General features: G+C 34.5%; 18 protein-coding genes and 1 pseudogene. 18 read left to right on the plus strand and 1 reads right to left on the minus strand.

Annotation, left to right across the window (positions count from 1 at the left end):
- Positions 1 to 66: 66 nt before the first annotated feature.
- From H8787_RS05845 to H8787_RS05925, 17 genes and pseudogenes are all read left to right on the plus strand, one after another.
- On the plus strand, positions 67 to 672 hold the full coding sequence (locus tag H8787_RS05845) for a thymidine kinase (RefSeq protein WP_006267725.1): 606 nt from the start codon (positions 67 to 69) through the stop codon (positions 670 to 672).
- The gene (prfA, locus tag H8787_RS05850; RefSeq protein ID WP_187327662.1) at positions 669 to 1,748 is read left to right on the plus strand and encodes a peptide chain release factor 1; all 1,080 of its coding nucleotides are present in this window, start codon (positions 669 to 671) and stop codon (positions 1,746 to 1,748) included. Before H8787_RS05845 ends, prfA begins: the two co-directional genes overlap by 4 nt.
- Positions 1,748 to 2,578 carry a peptide chain release factor N(5)-glutamine methyltransferase gene (gene prmC / locus H8787_RS05855; RefSeq protein ID WP_187327663.1) on the plus strand — a complete coding sequence of 277 codons (831 nt, stop codon included), beginning with the start codon at positions 1,748 to 1,750 and terminating at the stop codon, positions 2,576 to 2,578. The genes prfA and prmC overlap by 1 nt, the downstream gene beginning before the upstream one ends.
- Complete coding sequence (locus H8787_RS05860) at positions 2,571 to 3,173, plus strand: L-threonylcarbamoyladenylate synthase (RefSeq protein ID WP_039677094.1); 603 nt, start codon at positions 2,571 to 2,573, stop codon at positions 3,171 to 3,173. The genes prmC and H8787_RS05860 overlap by 8 nt, the downstream gene beginning before the upstream one ends.
- Positions 3,174 to 3,209: 36 nt before the next feature.
- The gene (glyA, locus tag H8787_RS05865) at positions 3,210 to 4,466 is read left to right on the plus strand and encodes a serine hydroxymethyltransferase (RefSeq protein ID WP_187327664.1); all 1,257 of its coding nucleotides are present in this window, start codon (positions 3,210 to 3,212) and stop codon (positions 4,464 to 4,466) included.
- A gap of 1 nt (position 4,467) precedes the next feature.
- Complete coding sequence (locus H8787_RS05870) at positions 4,468 to 5,442, plus strand: nucleoid-associated protein (protein ID WP_187327665.1); 975 nt, start codon at positions 4,468 to 4,470, stop codon at positions 5,440 to 5,442.
- Entirely contained in the window at positions 5,442 to 6,044 is a 603-nt protein-coding gene (locus tag H8787_RS05875; protein ID WP_187327666.1) for a lysozyme family protein, read from the plus strand. The genes H8787_RS05870 and H8787_RS05875 overlap by 1 nt, the downstream gene beginning before the upstream one ends.
- Positions 6,045 to 6,155: 111 nt before the next feature.
- Positions 6,156 to 7,001 (plus strand): alpha/beta hydrolase, encoded by an 846-nt coding sequence (locus H8787_RS05880; protein ID WP_037597025.1) that lies wholly within the window; start codon positions 6,156 to 6,158, stop codon positions 6,999 to 7,001.
- A 251-nt stretch (positions 7,002 to 7,252) separates the two neighbouring features.
- A complete protein-coding gene (locus tag H8787_RS05885; RefSeq protein ID WP_049508564.1) occupies positions 7,253 to 7,852 on the plus strand; it encodes a recombinase family protein in 600 nt (199 codons plus the stop codon).
- A gap of 115 nt (positions 7,853 to 7,967) precedes the next feature.
- On the plus strand, positions 7,968 to 8,237 hold the full coding sequence (locus H8787_RS05890; RefSeq protein ID WP_018543484.1) for a Mor transcription activator family protein: 270 nt from the start codon (positions 7,968 to 7,970) through the stop codon (positions 8,235 to 8,237).
- Between the two features lie 16 nt (positions 8,238 to 8,253).
- Entirely contained in the window at positions 8,254 to 8,973 is a 720-nt protein-coding gene (locus tag H8787_RS05895) for a DUF2628 domain-containing protein (protein ID WP_049508562.1), read from the plus strand.
- Between the two features lie 98 nt (positions 8,974 to 9,071).
- A complete protein-coding gene (locus H8787_RS05900; protein WP_187327667.1) occupies positions 9,072 to 9,353 on the plus strand; it encodes a hypothetical protein in 282 nt (93 codons plus the stop codon).
- Positions 9,354 to 9,467: 114 nt separating this feature from the next.
- A complete protein-coding gene (locus H8787_RS05905; protein WP_049508559.1) occupies positions 9,468 to 9,992 on the plus strand; it encodes a DUF1643 domain-containing protein in 525 nt (174 codons plus the stop codon).
- A complete protein-coding gene (locus tag H8787_RS05910) occupies positions 9,993 to 11,030 on the plus strand; it encodes a hypothetical protein (protein ID WP_187327668.1) in 1,038 nt (345 codons plus the stop codon).
- A 133-nt stretch (positions 11,031 to 11,163) separates the two neighbouring features.
- Entirely contained in the window at positions 11,164 to 13,929 is a 2,766-nt protein-coding gene (locus H8787_RS05915) for a DUF927 domain-containing protein (RefSeq protein ID WP_187327669.1), read from the plus strand.
- Between the two features lie 15 nt (positions 13,930 to 13,944).
- A complete protein-coding gene (locus H8787_RS05920; protein WP_049508554.1) occupies positions 13,945 to 14,130 on the plus strand; it encodes a DUF3173 family protein in 186 nt (61 codons plus the stop codon).
- Between the two features lie 6 nt (positions 14,131 to 14,136).
- Positions 14,137 to 15,342, plus strand: a pseudogene (locus tag H8787_RS05925) (tyrosine-type recombinase/integrase).
- A gap of 153 nt (positions 15,343 to 15,495) precedes the next feature.
- Here the strand turns inward: H8787_RS05925 and guaA are convergent.
- A complete protein-coding gene (guaA, locus tag H8787_RS05930) occupies positions 15,496 to 17,055 on the minus strand; it encodes a glutamine-hydrolyzing GMP synthase (RefSeq protein ID WP_187327670.1) in 1,560 nt (519 codons plus the stop codon).
- A 141-nt stretch (positions 17,056 to 17,196) separates the two neighbouring features.
- Between guaA and H8787_RS05935 the strand changes: the two genes are divergently transcribed.
- On the plus strand, positions 17,197 to 17,895 hold the full coding sequence (locus H8787_RS05935; RefSeq protein ID WP_020997788.1) for a GntR family transcriptional regulator: 699 nt from the start codon (positions 17,197 to 17,199) through the stop codon (positions 17,893 to 17,895).
- The last annotated feature ends 69 nt before the right edge of the window (positions 17,896 to 17,964 follow it).

Here is a 17,964-nt window from a genome sequence, read left to right on the forward strand (position 1 = left end):
AGCGTGTCAGAATATGGTAAAATAAGAAGTATTAAAAATTGGAGAATTTGAAACGAATTAAAGAAAATGGCTCAATTGTATTATAAATATGGCACGATGAATTCGGGCAAAACCATCGAAATTTTAAAAGTGGCACACAATTACGAAGAACAGGGCAAAGGTGTTGTTATCATGACGAGTGCACTTGATACACGTGATGGTTTCGGTGTTGTTTCTAGTCGTATCGGCATGAAACGAAAAGCAATGGCAATAGCAGAAGATACTGATATTTTCCGCTTCATTCAAGAAATGCCTGAAAAGCCTTATTGCGTATTGATTGATGAAGCTCAGTTTCTTTCTCGTCATCATGTCTATGATTTGGCAAGAGTAGTTGACGAATTAAACGTACCAGTTATGGCTTTTGGTTTGAAAAATGATTTTCGTAATGAGTTATTTGAAGGTTCTAAGTATCTCCTGCTTTTAGCAGATAAAATTGATGAGATTAAAACGATTTGTCAATTTTGCTCAAAAAAGGCAACTATGGTATTAAGAACAACAAATGGTCAGCCAGTTTATGAAGGTGAGCAGATTCAAATCGGTGGGAATGAAACATACATTCCTGTCTGTCGGAAACATTATTTTCAGCCAGAAATAGAGGAAATGAGAATCGAAGGAGAGAATAGCAAACGATGAATATTTATGAACAACTACAAGCCGTTGAGGATCGTTATGAAGAGTTGGGCGAACTTCTGAGTGATCCAGATGTTGTCAGTGACACCAAGCGTTTTATGGAATTTTCCAAAGAAGAAGCAAGCATACGCGATACGGTAACAACTTATCGTGAATATAAAAAAGTGCTCCAAAACATCACAGACGCTGAAGAAATGATTAAAGACGCTACTGGCGATGTTGATTTGGAAGAAATGGCAAAGCAAGAGCTCAAAGATGCGAAAACTGAAAAAGAAGAATATGAGGAAAAATTAAAAATTCTTCTTTTGCCAAAAGATCCAAATGATGACAAAAACATTATCTTAGAAATCCGTGGAGCAGCAGGAGGTGACGAGGCTTCACTCTTTGCTGGCGACCTTCTGACAATGTATCAAAAATATGCGGAATCGCAAGGGTGGAAATTTGAGGTTATGGAAGCCTCTATGAATAGAGTAGGTGGCTTTAAAGAAGTAATAGCTATGGTTTCGGGCCAATCTGTTTATTCCAAATTAAAATACGAATCAGGCGCTCACCGTGTACAGCGTGTCCCAGTGACAGAAAGCCAAGGACGAGTTCACACTTCGACAGCAACAGTTTTAGTCATGCCTGAAATCGAAGAAGTGGAATATGATATTGATCCAAAAGATCTTCGGATTGATATTTATCATGCTTCTGGTGCTGGTGGTCAGAATGTCAATAAAGTTGCAACGGCCGTTCGGATCGTTCACTTGCCAACAAATATCAAAGTTGAAATGCAAGAAGAAAGAACGCAACAGAAGAATCGTGACAAAGCTATGAAGATTATCCGTGCGCGTGTAGCTGACCATTTTGCGCAAATCGCACAAGACGAGCAAGATGTCGAGCGAAAATCGACCATCGGTACTGGGGATCGCTCAGAACGGATTCGTACCTATAATTTCCCACAAAATCGTGTGACAGACCACCGTATTGGTTTGACGCTGCAAAAATTAGATACGATTTTAGCTGGAAAATTAGATGAAATCGTAGATGCCTTGGTATTGTATGATCAAACGAAAAAATTAGAAAAATTGAATAAATAATGAAATTGGCTCAAATTCTTGCTGAAATGGAAAAGCAGCTTGAAGCAATTGGCGAAGAAGCAGAAAGCCTCTCCTTTACTTTTCGAGTTCTGAGAAACTTATCTTTCACCAAGTTTGTGTTGAAAATGCAAGCAGAAGCAACCGCAGATGATATAGAATTGCTGAAAGAAATTCAATCTCAATTATTAGTTCATAGGCCTGCTCAATACATTATTGGGAGTGCAGAATTTCATGGTCATTCGTTCAAAGTAGATGAACGAGTGTTGATTCCCCGTCCAGAAACAGAAGAATTAGTTGACCTTATCTTGTCTGAAAATCCTAATACCAATATAAAGGTTTTAGATATTGGAACTGGTAGCGGAGCAATTGCTCTATCTTTGGCTATTGATCGTGATAATTGGCAAGTTACAGCTTCCGACATTTCCCAAGATGCTCTGGATTTGGCGCAAGAAAATGCGGAAGTTATTGATGTAGCGATTGATTTTGTTCAGTCTGATTGTTTTCTGGCAATTACAGGAAAGTATGATATTATTGTATCCAATCCGCCCTATATTTCAGAGACGGACAGAGAAGAAGTAGGACTAAATGTACTTGCTTCAGAACCTCATCTTGCTCTTTTTGCCGTGGAAGACGGCTATGCCGTTTATCGAAAAATTGCTGAGAACGCCCAAAAACATTTAACAAAAAAAGGAAAAATCTATCTCGAAATTGGCTACAAACAAGGGGAGTATGTAAAAAAGCTATTTGAGTCTGCATTTCCCAAAATGAGAATTCGTGTCTTGCAAGATCAATTCGGAAAAGATAGAATGGTAGTGGTAGATCGTGGATAAAATTGAAGAAACGTTGAGTAGCGGAGGAGCAGTCGTCTTGCCAACAGAAACGGTATATGGTTTATTTTGTAAGGCATTGGACAAGCAGGCTGTCAATCATGTCTATGATTTAAAAGATAGACCTCGCGACAAAGCCTTGAATTTAAATGTTTCAAGTTTAGAAGATATTTATCAATTTTCCAAACATCAGCCTCAATATCTAGAAAGGCTTTACCGATCTTTTCTACCCGGTCCTTTAACTATTATTTTACAAGCTAATGAACAAGTTCCAACTTGGGTAAATTCAGGTATGAAAACAATTGGTTTTCGTGTTCCTAGTCATCCTAAAACCTTGGACTTGATTAGAAAATTCGGACCTCTCATTGGTCCGTCTGCAAATTTATCTGGAAAGAGTAGTGGAGTAAACTTTCAGCAAATTATGATAGAGTTCAGCCATGAAGTTCTTGGTATAGAAGATGATGCTTTTCTAACAGGTCAGGATTCAACTATTTTGGATTTATCTGGGGAAACAGCACATATTCTACGCCAAGGGGCTGTTACTCGTGCAGAAATCCTTGCTAAAATTCCAGAAATCGGCTTTCAAAACATGAACTAGTAGGTTTTGAACCATTTTGATCGAAGGGAGACTCTTATGATTTTTGACCATAAAGACTATAAAGAATATGACGGTGAGCTCTGGGAAGCTATTACTACAGAAGAAAAACGTCAGCAAAACAATATTGAATTAATAGCTTCAGAAAATGTTGTTTCAAAAGCGGTTATGGCAGCACAAGGCTCTATTTTAACCAACAAATATGCAGAAGGTTATCCAGGTCATCGTTATTATGGTGGTACAAATGTTGTAGATGTGATTGAAACGTTAGCGATTGAACGTGCCAAGAAAATATTTGGAGCACAATTCGCCAATGTCCAACCTCACTCAGGTAGTCAAGCAAATTGTGCGGCTTATATGGCCTTAATCGCGCCTGGTGACACAGTAATGGGAATGGATCTGGCAGCAGGCGGACATTTGACACATGGCGCAGCTGTTAGCTTTTCCGGGAAAACCTACAACTTTGTGCCTTATAATGTCAATCCTGAAACTGAACTATTAGATTTTGAGGCTATTTTGGCACAAGCTAAAGAAGTCAGACCCAAATTGATTGTTGCAGGAGCTTCTGCCTATTCACATATTATTGATTTTGCAAAATTTCGTGAAATTGCAGATACTGTCGGAGCAAAACTGATGGTAGATATGGCTCATATTGCTGGTTTAGTTGCTGCTGGTTTGCATCCAAGCCCAGTGCCTTACGCACATATTACGACAACTACCACTCATAAAACCCTTCGAGGCCCTCGCGGCGGTCTCATTTTAACCAATGATGAAGAATTGGCGAAAAAGGTCAATTCTGCAATCTTCCCAGGCATTCAAGGAGGACCACTAGAGCATGTTGTGGCAGCTAAAGCAGCTGCTTTCAAAGAAGTATTGGATCCAGATTTTAAAGTTTATGCTCAGCGGATTTTGGATAATGCTAAGGCAATGGTTCAAGTATTCCAGCAACATGCTAATTTTCGTGTCATTTCAGGTGGTACGGAGAATCATCTTTTTCTTGTAGATGTGACCAAAGTGGTTGAAAATGGGAAAATTGCTCAAGATCTATTGGATGATGTCTATATCACTCTCAATAAAAACTCTATTCCTTATGAAACTTTATCGCCATTTAAAACAAGTGGAATTCGAATTGGAACTGCAGCTATTACTGCTCGTGGTTTTGGCAAAATAGAAAGTATTAAAGTAGCAGAATTAATCATCAAAACTTTAGAGAACGCAAATAACAAAGCTGTTTTAGAGCAAGTTCGTGCAGAAGTCAAAGAATTGACCGATGCTTTTCCACTATATGAGGACTGAAATGGATATTTACGTAAAAAAAGCTATTATTCATCAGTTTAGTCCGTCAGACACCGACCTTCTTTTAGCAGATAAATATCTCAATATTACTCCTAAAATTGAGGAATATCTCCGTAAGAAGATTGAACATGTCTATTCGGATGAAGCCAAAACGGGTATTTTTACCGAAGATAGTGTCTTTTTATCACATATTACAAAAGACCTTTTAGAAACTTCTATAACGATTGCCAATCTCTGGAAAGAGGAATTTTTGGTAAGCGAAAATCAGAAAACCAATGATTTGATTTTTGTTCAATTTGACAAGGAAGGAGTAGAGCATCTTGCTTTTTTGCGCATTGCTCTGCGGGAAACCCTCACCCACTTAGGTGGAGAAGTAGATAATCCTATCAAGATTACCCAGAACAACTTGCCGGGATTTGGTACAGGCGCTGATGAAGCCTTGGTCATCAATCTTCAATTGCGTAAATACCATTTGATTGAAAAACGGATTAAATACAATGGTGCTTTTCTCAATTATTTTTCTGATAATCTATTACAAGTCAATCCTAAAACTTCGCCTAAAAAATCTATTAAAGCCTTAGAAAAAACTGCTCAAAAAGTCGCAGAAAGTTTTAAACAGGATGATTTTCAATTTCAATCCAAGGTTAAATCATCTATTTTCAAAAACTTAGAAGAAAACGATGAATTGTCGCCAGAAAAACTAGCCGATGAACTATTTGATAACAATCTTACAGCTCGCTTGACTTTCATTGATCAAGTTAAGGAAGTCATTCCAGAAACTATTAAATTCGATGAAATTGATAGTAGCCGTCAGAAGAAAAAATTTGAAAATCAAAAACTCTCCCTTTCAAATGGAATTGAACTCATTGTCCCCAATAACATCTATCAAGATGCAGAATCTGTAGAATTCATACAAAACGAGAATGGAACCTATTCCATCCTCATCAAAAACATAGAAAATATCCAAAGCAAATAATGTTTAAAATTTTTAGAAAACTGATTTTTTTTATCCTTTTAATCCTTGTCTGTTATAAGTTTATCCAAGTTCATCATGATGTCAAGCAAGTGATGAACTACCGTAGCTTAGTGAGAGAAGTGCTAGACGAGCAAGATACTGCAGCCAATGAAGAACTTGTCCTTGCTATGATTTATACTGAAACAAAAGGAAAGGTTTCTGATGTCATGCAATCTAGCGAGAGTGCGACAGGTCAGAAAAACTCTATTTTAGATAATAAAGAAAGCATTCGCCAAGGTGTTCAAACGTTATCCACTAATTTAAATGTAGCTCAAGAAAAGAAAGTAGATGTTTGGACCGCTGTACAAGCCTATAACTTTGGTCGAGCTTACATTGATTACATTGCAAAACACGGTGGCGAAAATACCCTTGATTTGGCAAAAAAATATTCCAAAAATATTGTTGCACCAAGTTTAGGAAACGTGACTGGAAAGACATATTCTTATTATCATCCCATTGCACTCTTACATGGTTCTAAACTCTATATCAATGGAGGAAATTTCTATTACTCTCGTCAAGTTCGGATGAATATGTATATCATGAAAGTGATGAATTGGTTTTAATGTACTAAACTTAGTGGTCTGAGGCTACTAAGTTTTTTCAATCAGATAAATTGTTATTTATATTGTTCCATGCTATACTTAAATAAATATCTTATAGAAAGAGACGGTGGAATGATGAAGAAAATAGTTCTAATTACAGGGATTTTAACGATTTTAATCGCTATATCTACTGTATTTTTTTATCGTGTCAATGCTGAAGGAAAACTAAATAAACAAAAGTATATACAATCGACTACACCAACGCTTTTCTTTCATGGTTATGGAAGCAGCGCTAATGCCGAACGACACATGACAAATGCTGCTAAGAAAGCTGGAGTGACCAATACTATCATTCGCGCAAATGTAGATAGAAACGGTCAAGTGACTTTGAAAGGAAAAATCCCTAAAGGAGCTATTAATCCGATCGTAGAAGTGAACTATGAGGATAACCGCAATCCAAATAAGGTCAGCCAATATGCAAAAGCAGTGGTTACTAAACTGCAGCAAACCTATGGCTTTAAGAAAATGAATATGGTTGGTCATTCTCTTGGAAATATGTCCATTCTCTATTACCTTTTAGAATATGGACAAGATGAAAGTTTGCCACAGTTACAAAAGCAAGTCAATATCGCAAATTTCGCAGCTGGTTTACAGGTGATGGGAGTTTCTTCTGATTTAAAAGTTGATGAAAAAACTGGTAAGCCAAATCAAACAAGTGCGATTTTTCAAAAATTATTAGGTTTACGCGAAATTTTTCCTCAAAAACAAATTGATGTTTTGAATATCTACGGGGATTACAAAAACGGGTCAGATGGCTCTGTTTTAAATGCAGCATCTCGTGCTTTAAAATATCTCGTAGCGGATAATGCCAAATCATATCAAGAAAAGAAGATTACCGGCGCTTTGGCTCAGCATAGCAAATTACACGAAAACCCAGAAGTAGATAAAATACTGATTCAATTTTTGTGGGGAAAATAAAGTAACAAATTAAAAAAGCTAAACTTTAAGAAATAAGAAGTTTAGCTTTTCTGTTTCTATTCCCACTCGATATTTAAATGATTCACACAATACCTAGTAAAATCAATATTAAGGGCGAATATATTGTTATAAAAGGCAGGGAAAACGGCAGGATTATGTCAAAATTGGGTGTATCCATAATTGACAATAACAAGTGAGATAAGTTATTCATCTGAGTTATAAAAAATACATGACAAAAAAGGGGACAACCAATGAAAATAGGATATATCAGAGCATCAACTAAAGACCAAAATCTAGCTAGACAGATTGAAATGATGAAGAAAGAGCGCGCTGACAAGATATTCAGTGAAAAAGTCAGCGGTAAAGATATGAACCGTAAAGAATTAAAAAATCTATTGAAATTTGCAAGGGAGGGGGATGAAATTATAGTAGCTTCTCTTGATAGATTAGGTAGAGATTATCAAGATATAAAAGAAATTGTCAGACAATTACAACAAAGGCGTATCAAGTTAACTATAATTGATGCGCCTTTTTTAAATTTCAATACAGGAAACAATACACTAGATACAGCTATGTTTGACATGTTTCTATCCTTATTAGGCTACATAGCACAAAACGAACGTGAAAAAATTTTAGAAAGGCAGCGTCAAGGTATCCAATTAGCTAAACAACGCGGTGTTTATAAGGGGCGCCCTATGCAGTATCATGAACATGCTAAAAATGCTAAAGATAAGTTAATCTACCAAAATGTTAAACGAATGCTTGATGAACAAATTCCTGTTACCCAAATAGCTAAGGAAAATGGTATATCAAGACAGACAGTGTATATTATTCAGAAAAGAATTAGATAAAGAGTAGTTCTTAATTGCAATCAATGGTCTTTTTGTTGATTTTGTCTAGGTCATTTAGCAGTTGATTTGTCTTAGAAAGGGTAGTTAAATTTATTGTAGGGGGGATTATTTAAAAATGGCATTAGAACAAACACACCCTAGTGATTGGAATAAAATTTATATGGAGTTGGCTTCATTGATAGGAAAAGAAAATACTATTCTGTTATACACTCATTATAAAGGAGCTTATATTAATTTTCCCATGAGATTGTTATCAAAGGAGGGATTACAAAGAATAGTTTATTCCGAATTTAATGGAAATAATTCAAGAGATATTGCAAAAAAATACGGGTATTCTGTTAGGCATATTAATAGAGTAGTACAAGAAAAAAGTAGTAGTAAGTAAATGGAGGATGTTATATATGTTTTGTAAAACATGCGGAAAAGAAGTAAATCAAAATGCTGAATTTTGTTTAAACTGTGGGGTAAATCCACAAACCGGAAATGCGTATTGTTATAATTGTGGAGTAAACACAAATCCAGAACAAGTTGTTTGTGTTGCGTGTGGAGTTAATCTTGAAAAAAATGTATCACGTAATGCCGACAGTAATGATGCAAAAGCGTTCTGTAAAGGTTGTGGAAGTAAAGTTAATGAAAAAGCCGAAATATGCACATCTTGTGGTATTAATCCGTTAAACGGACATAATTATTGTCAAAATTGCGGAGCTACAACTACAGCTGAGCAAGAGGTTTGTACATCATGCGGCGTAAGGGTTAGTGGTAAAGCAAGAAATAGAGAATCTTCTAAATATACGACTTCAGACTCTTCATATAAGTCATATTCAGAATATTATCAAAACGAATTTTCTGCTATAGAAAGAAGTAATGAAGAATATCAAGGGAAGTTTAATTGGTTGGCATTTTTGTTCACACCAATTTGGTTACTTACAAAAGGTATGTGGCAACTAGCGTTAATAGTTTTTGTCATTTATTTCTTTCCCCTTGTTGGAGTGCTGGTTGCTCTAATTTTTTGTTTCTTAATTGGACGTAAGGCGAACTATCTATACTATAGAAAAGAGAAATATGGAGAGCAATTACCGAAAGATTGGAGTATATTCTTCGATTTTATTAATCAAAAATAGTAGAACACAATTCTAACAATAAAAGACACAGTACTCTTTTGAAAAGGTGCTGTGTCTTTTTTTATTTACTGTTAAAAATATAGGAGAGAGCACTAAATTTGAAACATATAGAAAAAGTTAAAGAGATATTGCAATACTTAGAATGTCCTATTGATTATTCACAGATAATCAGCGAAAGCTATGAACTATTTGTGTCTGAGTTGGACAGAAGTCTGTTACCCATCAACTGTGATGAATTATTGATAGATGACAGAGTAAGAGTATATTACTATGCTTATAATGATTTGATTGTATATATCATAGCTAATATTAAAACTGATACTCCGATTATAACTGGATTATTGGTTGAAAATAAACTACAAGTATATATTCTAGATTAGAAAGAGGTAAAGTATGTTTTGGAGACAATTAACACTGGATATTATTATATTGGTAGTAACTTCATGTTTAAATGAATTACAGCAAAATAGAAATGAGGAAAAGGCAGGCACATAATGGCAAAAAAACAGTCAAATGTTAGTATTAAAGTAGAAATTATAGAGTCTAGCAATAAACAACATCGATACGTTCTTAGCAAACAATGGAATAATAAACCTATGGTTACGGTTCTAACTTTATATCCTAGTTCTAGCAATTTAGTAGGAGACGATATGACTATGATGTTGATTACTCAAAATGTCTATAAGTTAGGATATGGTGGTTTCTATAGTGTTAACTTATTTTCTAAGTATACCATTGATAAGAAAAACTATTTGAAAGCTACCAATGTAGATAACGACGAACACATATTGGAATGCGTGAAAAAATCATCTAAAATAATATTTGCTTATGGTTCATTACCTCTAAAAAATAAACAAGTGGCACACCGACTTAATGAACTGTATCTTTTGCTTGTAAATAATCAATTAAATGAAAACATAACATATTTAACAGACAAAAATCAAAAGTTATGTTTTCATCCATTGGCTAGTCAAGTAAGGAGAAAGTGGTATAATATTAGTAAAAAAGGAGTAAGCTAGATGGTGAACAATAATGAAAATATAACTATAAGAGACATAAAAGAAAATATTTTTTATGTAAACGAATATCAAACATATAAGGAGAATAATTCTAGAGAAGTACAAGGAAGAAAAGTACGAGTAGGTATATTTGATAATTACACAGGGAAATATTTTTATCGTAGGTTGCTTGCCTGTATAATCATATTAAAGCATTCTCAAGAATTTCCAAAATACTATTCAAATATTTTTGGAGATATAATTGAGGAGGTTGATTTCCCTGATTCTTTGAATAGTTTGCGAAGCATAGACAAATATATGAAGTTTAATGGAAACAGAATAGATAATATAGAAATTTCTAGTAAACCGGTCGTTTATCTTTTATTTTTCCTTATTTCATTCTATAACCTAAATAATCTATTGAATGATTTTTATTTGATATTTAATCGTACCTTTACATATGAAAAACAACGTTTCGAAGAACAAGGTTGGGATAGTTTAATAAAAGACGATTTTTTATTAAATATGCTTATTTTTGGTCTTGATGAATTGGAATTAAGCGAAACATCTCAAGAATATTTTGACTCCCTTCAAAATAGATACATAGAAAAGCAAAAATTTTACCATCAAGTGATTGAGAGCAACAATCTAAAATTCACCTCTAAGTTCTATAATAGTATTTATGCAGATAACTTCTTGATTGATGATGATGATAAAATAATATTAGAGGAAAACAAATTATTTACTTACTTAAAAGATATGACACCAGAAGAGAGAAGACAAACTGAGGAATTAATATTAAGTTTATTTGTGTTTCAAATTTCAGCCGAATACTACCAGAAAATAATAGACACAACAATTCAAGGAGAGGATATCTCGTCTGGTAAAAAATCTTTATGTAAAGCTCTTGAGTCATCAAGAAGAGCTGGTCTCAATGATTTAATTGAATATCAAAAGATTCAATCTTTAGAAAAAATGTACCGCTATATAGACGAAGATATTGCCACTACTTTTGCAGATAAAAACATATCTTGTAAATTAAAACCTTTTTTCCTTTAACATAAAATTCAACAAGTGTCAACCCCAACTCCATTTTGTGTTGGGGATTTTTTTATAGAAGATACATCATATAATAATAACATCTCCTGCGCAAGAGAAACTATATTTTTTAAAAAAAGGATGGTATCTAATAATGACTAGTAATTTTATCAACGATTCAGTGTGTCAAGTGTGTCAAACTGAAATTTCCAATGATATGATTGTTTCAGAAGTAGAACGAACATTAGGAGTATTAAGCAGTTATGGTATTCAAAAAATTAATTTGCGCTTATTAGGTAAAAAAACGCCTAAAAATCAAGTGTGCCAAATTCATGAGCTTAATGTGCCTACGAATGTGTCAACTGATACAAATTATGCTTACTATACCACATTTAATGAAATTAACGATGATTGCAAGACAGGAAATATAGCAACTAAAGATAGTGATATTTCTGCGTACCGTTTTATGTTAATAGATATTGACCCTGAGCGTCCGAGTGGTACTTGTGCTACAAAGGAAGAAAAGCAATCTGCTGTTACTATAGCTAATAATATTCTACAATGGTTCAAAGCTAATGGAATCGCTATACAGCATATAATTATTGCAGATTCAGGAAATGGTATTCACTTATTAATCCCATTAAACTTTCTCTCTCCAGTTACTACTAAAGATAGACTAAAATTAATTTTAAACTTACTGAATAAAAAATTCTCAAACAAACAGTCTAAAATTGATGTTACAGTATATAACCCTAGTCGCATTACTCGCCTATATGGAACACTAAACTGTAAGGGAGAGAACACTTCTGAAAGACCCTACCGTCAAAGTAAGCTACTTTGTGTTCCTAATGAGGTATCAGACGGTTTAACCAAAGAAGATTTAAATTTATTAATTACTCAATTAAAAGGTTCACTTCCTGAGCAAACAAATAAAACAACAGTTAAAAATAAGGAATTTACTGATGAGAAACCTTATATATTGGCAAAAGGTGAAGAATGGTTAAAGTATTATAACTTAGAGTACTATCCATCTAAGGAAGATGAATACGGGAATAAGTTATATCCATTTAAACGCTGTCCATTAAAAGACCATTCAAACAATGATAGTGGGGCGTGCTTTACAATTACCCAATACGGAAGATGTAGATTTAAATGTCTTCACGCTAGTTGCTCAGACAAAACTATAAACGATTTGCTGGATAAATATCCTTGTCCTGATGAACTTTTATTAACAGAAAGTGCTACAAGCAAAAGAGTGCCAAATTTAGATGAATTGATTGATGGTAAGAAATATACTTATGGAAACTATGAGATTAGCAAATCAGGGATTATAAAATTGAGCGATAAAAAGAAAGAGGTTATTTCATCTACACCCTTCTTTATATCACAACGCTATCTCAATATAGACACAGGTCATTTTCAATATGAGTTAAATTATTTAATTCAAGACAAGAAAAGTACTCAGCAAATATCAGCAAGTACCTTATCACCTAATAAAATATCCGATTTGGTAAAATACGGTATTATTCTGGCATCAGCACCTCAAAAAGTAATCGAATTTTTGAATTATCAAATAAAGTTTGCTCCTATGCAAAATACTCATTCATCTATAGGGTGGAAGACAAACCATATAAACATGCTAACATTTAGGCTGAATAAAATTTACGGAGATAATGAATTAAGTCTATTAGCAGATGACGCATTCTTTAAATTATCATCACAAGGGACATTTCATGAATGGAAACAGATGGTAGTAGATAATGTACTAGGAAGTAACTTGGAGATTGCATTATGTGTAGGATTCAGTTCTATCATTCTGGGATATCTATCAGTTGAAGATAAACCAGACATTGGAAGTTTAATTGTTAATTTCTATGGTCAATCTACGAGCGGTAAGACAACAGCTCTTCATTTAATTAGTAGTATATATTCTAATCCAACAAACACTATGTATTCTTTTAGTGCTACGCAAAATGCTTTACTTGCTATATTAAATGAAAATAAAGGGGTTGTAACTACAATAGATGAGTTGTCAGCTTCAAGAAGCACTGCCCTCTCTGAATTATTGTATCAGATAGGACAGGGACAAAGTCGCTTACGATTAAATTCTGATTCTACTTTAAAAGAACAGTTTAGATTTAATACCGTAGTCGCTACAACATCAGAAGTACCTATGGCAAATTATCTCAATTCAAATCAAGGATTACACATGCGATACATGGAGTTAACATCAGAGAGCGGATGGACTAAAAATGGAGCCGTTGCTGATGAGATAAAATTAAAATGCTCACAACATTATGGTGTAGCTAGTGATATATTCATGGAAAAAATATTTAATCATGAAAAGGGGGTTAGATATATAGGTGAAGTATATAAAACAGCATACGCTGAACTATTAGAAAAACTTCCAGAAACTAACTTCAAAACGCGTATCGGTATGTTATATGCAACAATCTATAGTTCAGCAATTTTAATTAAGGAATTACTAGATATAGATGTAAATACAGAAAAAGTATGTAATTTCTTAGTATCAACAGAAAAAAAGATGATAGAGAAACGAGGTGAAATCCCTAACAATTTATATAATAGATTAGTGGAATATACTTTATCACATGCTGGATTATTCCATATCAAAGATAGCTACAATAGCAATAGAAATAAGATAGGTGTGATTAAATTGCACAAAGAAAAGTATCGAGCTTATTTCTTTAGAGATGAGTTTGAGAAAATGTTGAAAAAAGAATTTTCTATATCTAATATAGACAAAGCGCTTCAGCTATTAAGCAATCAAAATAAGTTGATAAAAGACAAGCGACGACTCGTCAAATATATGACTTTTGAAAAAAATAGACTTCCTATGTATTGCATAGAATTACCAATAGAATGGAAACAAGTTGCAATTGATTTAGGTGTATTTTAAGGAGTATTCGTACTGATGAAAACAATAGATTACACAGTATTAATAAAACTAGGTTATAAAGAACATACAGCAAAAAATATTATTAGACAAGCTAAATGTTGGCTTGTTGAAAATGGGTATGAATTTTATCTCAATAAACGTTGTGGCATTGTTCCTACCTACGCTGTAGAAAAAGTGATAGGAATTAGAATTGAGGAGTGAGTTGTAATGAGTAGAACAAAATATCATTGTGTATTTAAAAACAATAAAACTGGATTTTACTACTACAGTGTAGAACTGGGTGTAGATAGAATTACAGGGAAACGAATTCAGAAAAAATCCTCTAAATCAGAGAAAGGTAATCCCTTCCGTACAGCTAAAGAAGCATATGAGGCAGTTACCAAAATCAAATTGGAGTACTATAAAGTGAAGAATTATAGTGACTATGATATAACCTATGAACGATTTATGAAAGAACATTATTCGCCGATGTATGAAAAAGTGTAGAACAAGGAACATGGCTTTCTAAACAACCTGCTCTAAAGTTGTTAGTTCAGAGATTTGGAAAAATAAAGTTAAGGAATATCACTCTTACTGATTGTGAAAAATTCCGAGTCTATCTTTTGACACATAATCGATATTCGCAAAATTATGCTTCAATGATATATGGAGTATTTAGAAAGACCTTAGATTATGCGGTAAAGATACAATATCTTGAAACAAATGTTTCTAAACAAACGGATGCAATATCCAAAGGACGAACAACAGTAGCTTATTGGACTAAGGCAGAGTTTGAGAAGGTATTGACAAGCTTTTATATTGATGACATCTATGAGCATATGTCTTTTATCGCAATCTGGGTTATACTACATGACTGGGATTAGAGTATCTGAGGGATTAGCATTAAAATGGACGGACATAGACTTAGAAAATAAAAAGATGCGGATACACGGTACATTAGAAATGAGAGATAGGTTAGATTACAGAGTAAAGAGTTATACTAAGACTATTAGTAGTCAGCGTATCATCTCTTTAGATAATACAACTATTCAACTATTAGCTAGATGGAAGCTGCGACAAGAAAAGCAACACATAGGTCCGTTCATCATCAGTTATTCAAAAACACCGCTACATCGTTCAACAATTAATAGAATTATTAAGCGACATGCTGATATTAGCGGTGTACATCAAATACAAGCAAAAGGATTAAGACATAGCCACGCAAGTTATCTTATCAACGAGCATAATATTGATGTCTTAGTTATTTCTCGAAGATTAGGACATTCAAGCCCAGAGATAACACTAAAACATTATGCGCACCTATGGTCAAGAAACGATGAAAGTGTTGCACAAGCTATAGAAGGTGATATTGTTATCAAACATGGTGTCGAGAGCAAAGTAAAATTTAGAGGTAATCAAGTAATTAAGAAATAATCAATAAAACCCCCAACGCATAAAAATTAGCGTTGGGGATTAAAAGCAGGGATATTGGCAGGGAATAACTTAACTAAAAGTTGTGATAAACACCTAAACTAAGGTGTGAATCCTTATAAGACCAACAAAAGAGATTTAAATATAGAAGTTAACTTATTCCCACTCAACCGTTGCTGGTGGCTTGCTGGTAATATCGTAGACAATACGATTAACATGATCTACTTCATTGACGATACGAACGGAGATTTTTTGCAATACTTCCCAAGGAATTTTAGCAAAATCTGCAGTCATTCCATCAATAGAAGTAATAGCACGAATTGCAATAGTGTAGTCATAAGTTCGACCATCTCCCATGACACCTACCGAACGAACACCAGTATTCACAGTGAAGTATTGCCAAATATCACGATCGAGTCCAGCTTTCACGATTTCTTCGCGAAGAATGGCATCAGATTCACGAACAGTTGTGAGTTTTTCTTCGGTAATCTCGCCCATAATACGAATGGCAAGTCCTGGACCTGGGAATGGCTGACGCCAAACGATTTCATCTGGCATACCAAGTTCTGTACCAAGCGCACGAACTTCGTCTTTATAAAGTGTATTGAGAGGCTCAATCAACTCAAACTGCATATCTTCTGGCAGACCACCAACATTATGGTGAGACTTGATAGTTTGAGCAGTATCTGTACCAGATTCGATAACGTCAGTATAAAGCGTTCCTTGTGCGAGGAATTTTACATCTTTTAACTTGCTAGCTTCATCGTCAAAAACATAAACAAACTCATTACCAATGATTTTACGCTTTTGTTCTGGATCAGATACACCAGCTAATTTATCAAGGAAACGCTTGGCAGCATCTGCTTTAATAATATTAAGACCAAATTTCCCGCCAAGAGAATCCATAACTTGCTCCGCCTCTCCCTTACGGAGTAAGCCATGATCTACAAAAATACAGATAAGCTGGTCTCCAATAGCTTTTTGAAGGAGAACACCAACAACTGATGAATCGACACCACCCGATAGACCAAGAAGAACGCGTTTATCTCCAACAGTTTTTCGAATTTGCTTAATTTGCATTTCAATAAAATTATCCATAGACCAGTCGCCTCTGGCTCCACAAATATCAAGAGCAAAGTTGCGCAGGATATCGTAGCCAAACTCAGAATGACGCACTTCAGGGTGGAACTGAATGCCGTAGATTTTCTTAGAGGTATTTTCAATAGCTGCAAATGGACAGTCAGCAGAAGTTCCGGTTCGTACAAACCCTTTAGGAATTTCTGTAACAGCGTCTCCATGACTCATAAGAACTATTTGTTGTTCAGGAGTGCTTGCAAACAGTTGCGAATCCGTATGAATGAGTTCTGACTGACCGTACTCACGATTTCCAGCGTTTCCTGCGGGTACAACTTTTCCACCTAATTTGTAAGTTAAAAGCTGCATTCCATAACAAATTCCTAAAATCGGAATGCCCAATTCCAAAATTTCAGGGTCAAGATCAAATGAACCTTCTTCATAAACAGAATTTGGCCCACCAGACAGGATAATTCCGACTGGATTTATTTCACGAACTTCAGCAGCTGTAATTTTATTACTTTTTAGTTCAGAAAAAACACCAATCTCGCGTATACGGCGTGAGATGAGCTGATTATATTGACTGCCATAGTCCAATACAATGATTCTTTCAACATCGTGCAATTCAGTTGTAATTGTCATTTCTTCCCTTTCTCAAATGAAATTTCTTTGTTTATTCTAACACAAAATAGAGACTTTTTCCAATCTCATTGAGTGAGAATTGACTTTTATTTCAATTGATAATACAATAAAAAGAGGAAATCCGTCTTGAAAGAGGTTACTATGCTTCCAGCTTATATGAAAATTCACGATCAAATAAAAAAAGAAATCGACGAAGAAATTTGGAAAATCGGACAACGCTTGCCAAGTGAGCGTGATTTAGCCGAACAATTTGAGGTTAGCCGCATGACACTTCGTCAGGCCATCACTCTTTTAGTAGAAGAAGGAGTACTGGAACGTCGTATGGGAAGTGGTACATTTGTAGCTAGTACACGGGTTCAGGAAAAGATGCGTGGCACAACTAGCTTTACTGAAATTATCAAAGCCCAAGGAAAGACACCTTCGAGTCAGCTTATTTCTTATCGTCGAACATTACCAAGTAAAGAAGAAGTCGAAAAATTAGAAATCGAAAAGACTGAAAACGTCATTCGTATGGAACGAGTACGATATGCTAATCACATTCCTGTAGTTTATGAAGTCGCTTCAATTCCAGAAAAATTTATTAAAAATTTTAACAAAGAAGAAATTACTAGTCATTTTTTCCAAACATTACAAAAACACGGCTATAAAATTGGAAAATCCCAACAAACCATTTATGCACGTCTTGCCAAAGAAAGAATTGCGCATTACCTGGAAATTCCTAAAGGTCATGCGATTCTTGGTTTGACACAGATTTCTTATTTTGACAATGGAACGGCTTTTGAATATGTCAAAAGTCAATATGTCGGCGAACGATTTGAATTTTATTTAGAAAACAATTAATTTATATTACCTAATTTAAGATATGTAAACACTGTCGCTGATGTGGGAGTGTTTTTAGTTAGGTAAATC

Source organism: Streptococcus sp. NSJ-72, from assembly GCF_014334035.1.
GTDB classification, from domain to species: Bacteria; Bacillota; Bacilli; order Lactobacillales; family Streptococcaceae; genus Streptococcus; species Streptococcus constellatus.

What these genes read in the sequence shown, in the direction of transcription:
- H8787_RS05845 (WP_006267725.1), top strand. Translation starts at nt 67, where the DNA reads ATGGCTCAATTGTATTATAAATATGGCACGATGAATTCGGGCAAAACC.
- prfA (WP_187327662.1), top strand. Translation starts at nt 669, where the DNA reads ATGAATATTTATGAACAACTACAAGCCGTTGAGGATCGTTATGAAGAG.
- prmC (WP_187327663.1), top strand. Translation starts at nt 1,748, where the DNA reads ATGAAATTGGCTCAAATTCTTGCTGAAATGGAAAAGCAGCTTGAAGCA.
- glyA (WP_187327664.1), top strand. Translation starts at nt 3,210, where the DNA reads ATGATTTTTGACCATAAAGACTATAAAGAATATGACGGTGAGCTCTGG.
- H8787_RS05870 (WP_187327665.1), top strand. Translation starts at nt 4,468, where the DNA reads ATGGATATTTACGTAAAAAAAGCTATTATTCATCAGTTTAGTCCGTCA.
- H8787_RS05875 (WP_187327666.1), top strand. Translation starts at nt 5,442, where the DNA reads ATGTTTAAAATTTTTAGAAAACTGATTTTTTTTATCCTTTTAATCCTT.
- H8787_RS05880 (WP_037597025.1), top strand. Translation starts at nt 6,156, where the DNA reads ATGATGAAGAAAATAGTTCTAATTACAGGGATTTTAACGATTTTAATC.
- H8787_RS05885 (WP_049508564.1), top strand. Translation starts at nt 7,253, where the DNA reads ATGAAAATAGGATATATCAGAGCATCAACTAAAGACCAAAATCTAGCT.
- H8787_RS05890 (WP_018543484.1), top strand. Translation starts at nt 7,968, where the DNA reads ATGGCATTAGAACAAACACACCCTAGTGATTGGAATAAAATTTATATG.
- H8787_RS05895 (WP_049508562.1), top strand. Translation starts at nt 8,254, where the DNA reads ATGTTTTGTAAAACATGCGGAAAAGAAGTAAATCAAAATGCTGAATTT.
- H8787_RS05905 (WP_049508559.1), top strand. Translation starts at nt 9,468, where the DNA reads ATGGCAAAAAAACAGTCAAATGTTAGTATTAAAGTAGAAATTATAGAG.
- H8787_RS05910 (WP_187327668.1), top strand. Translation starts at nt 9,993, where the DNA reads ATGGTGAACAATAATGAAAATATAACTATAAGAGACATAAAAGAAAAT.
- H8787_RS05915 (WP_187327669.1), top strand. Translation starts at nt 11,164, where the DNA reads ATGACTAGTAATTTTATCAACGATTCAGTGTGTCAAGTGTGTCAAACT.
- H8787_RS05920 (WP_049508554.1), top strand. Translation starts at nt 13,945, where the DNA reads ATGAAAACAATAGATTACACAGTATTAATAAAACTAGGTTATAAAGAA.
- guaA (WP_187327670.1), bottom strand. Translation starts at nt 17,055, where the DNA reads ATGACAATTACAACTGAATTGCACGATGTTGAAAGAATCATTGTATTG.
- H8787_RS05935 (WP_020997788.1), top strand. Translation starts at nt 17,197, where the DNA reads ATGCTTCCAGCTTATATGAAAATTCACGATCAAATAAAAAAAGAAATC.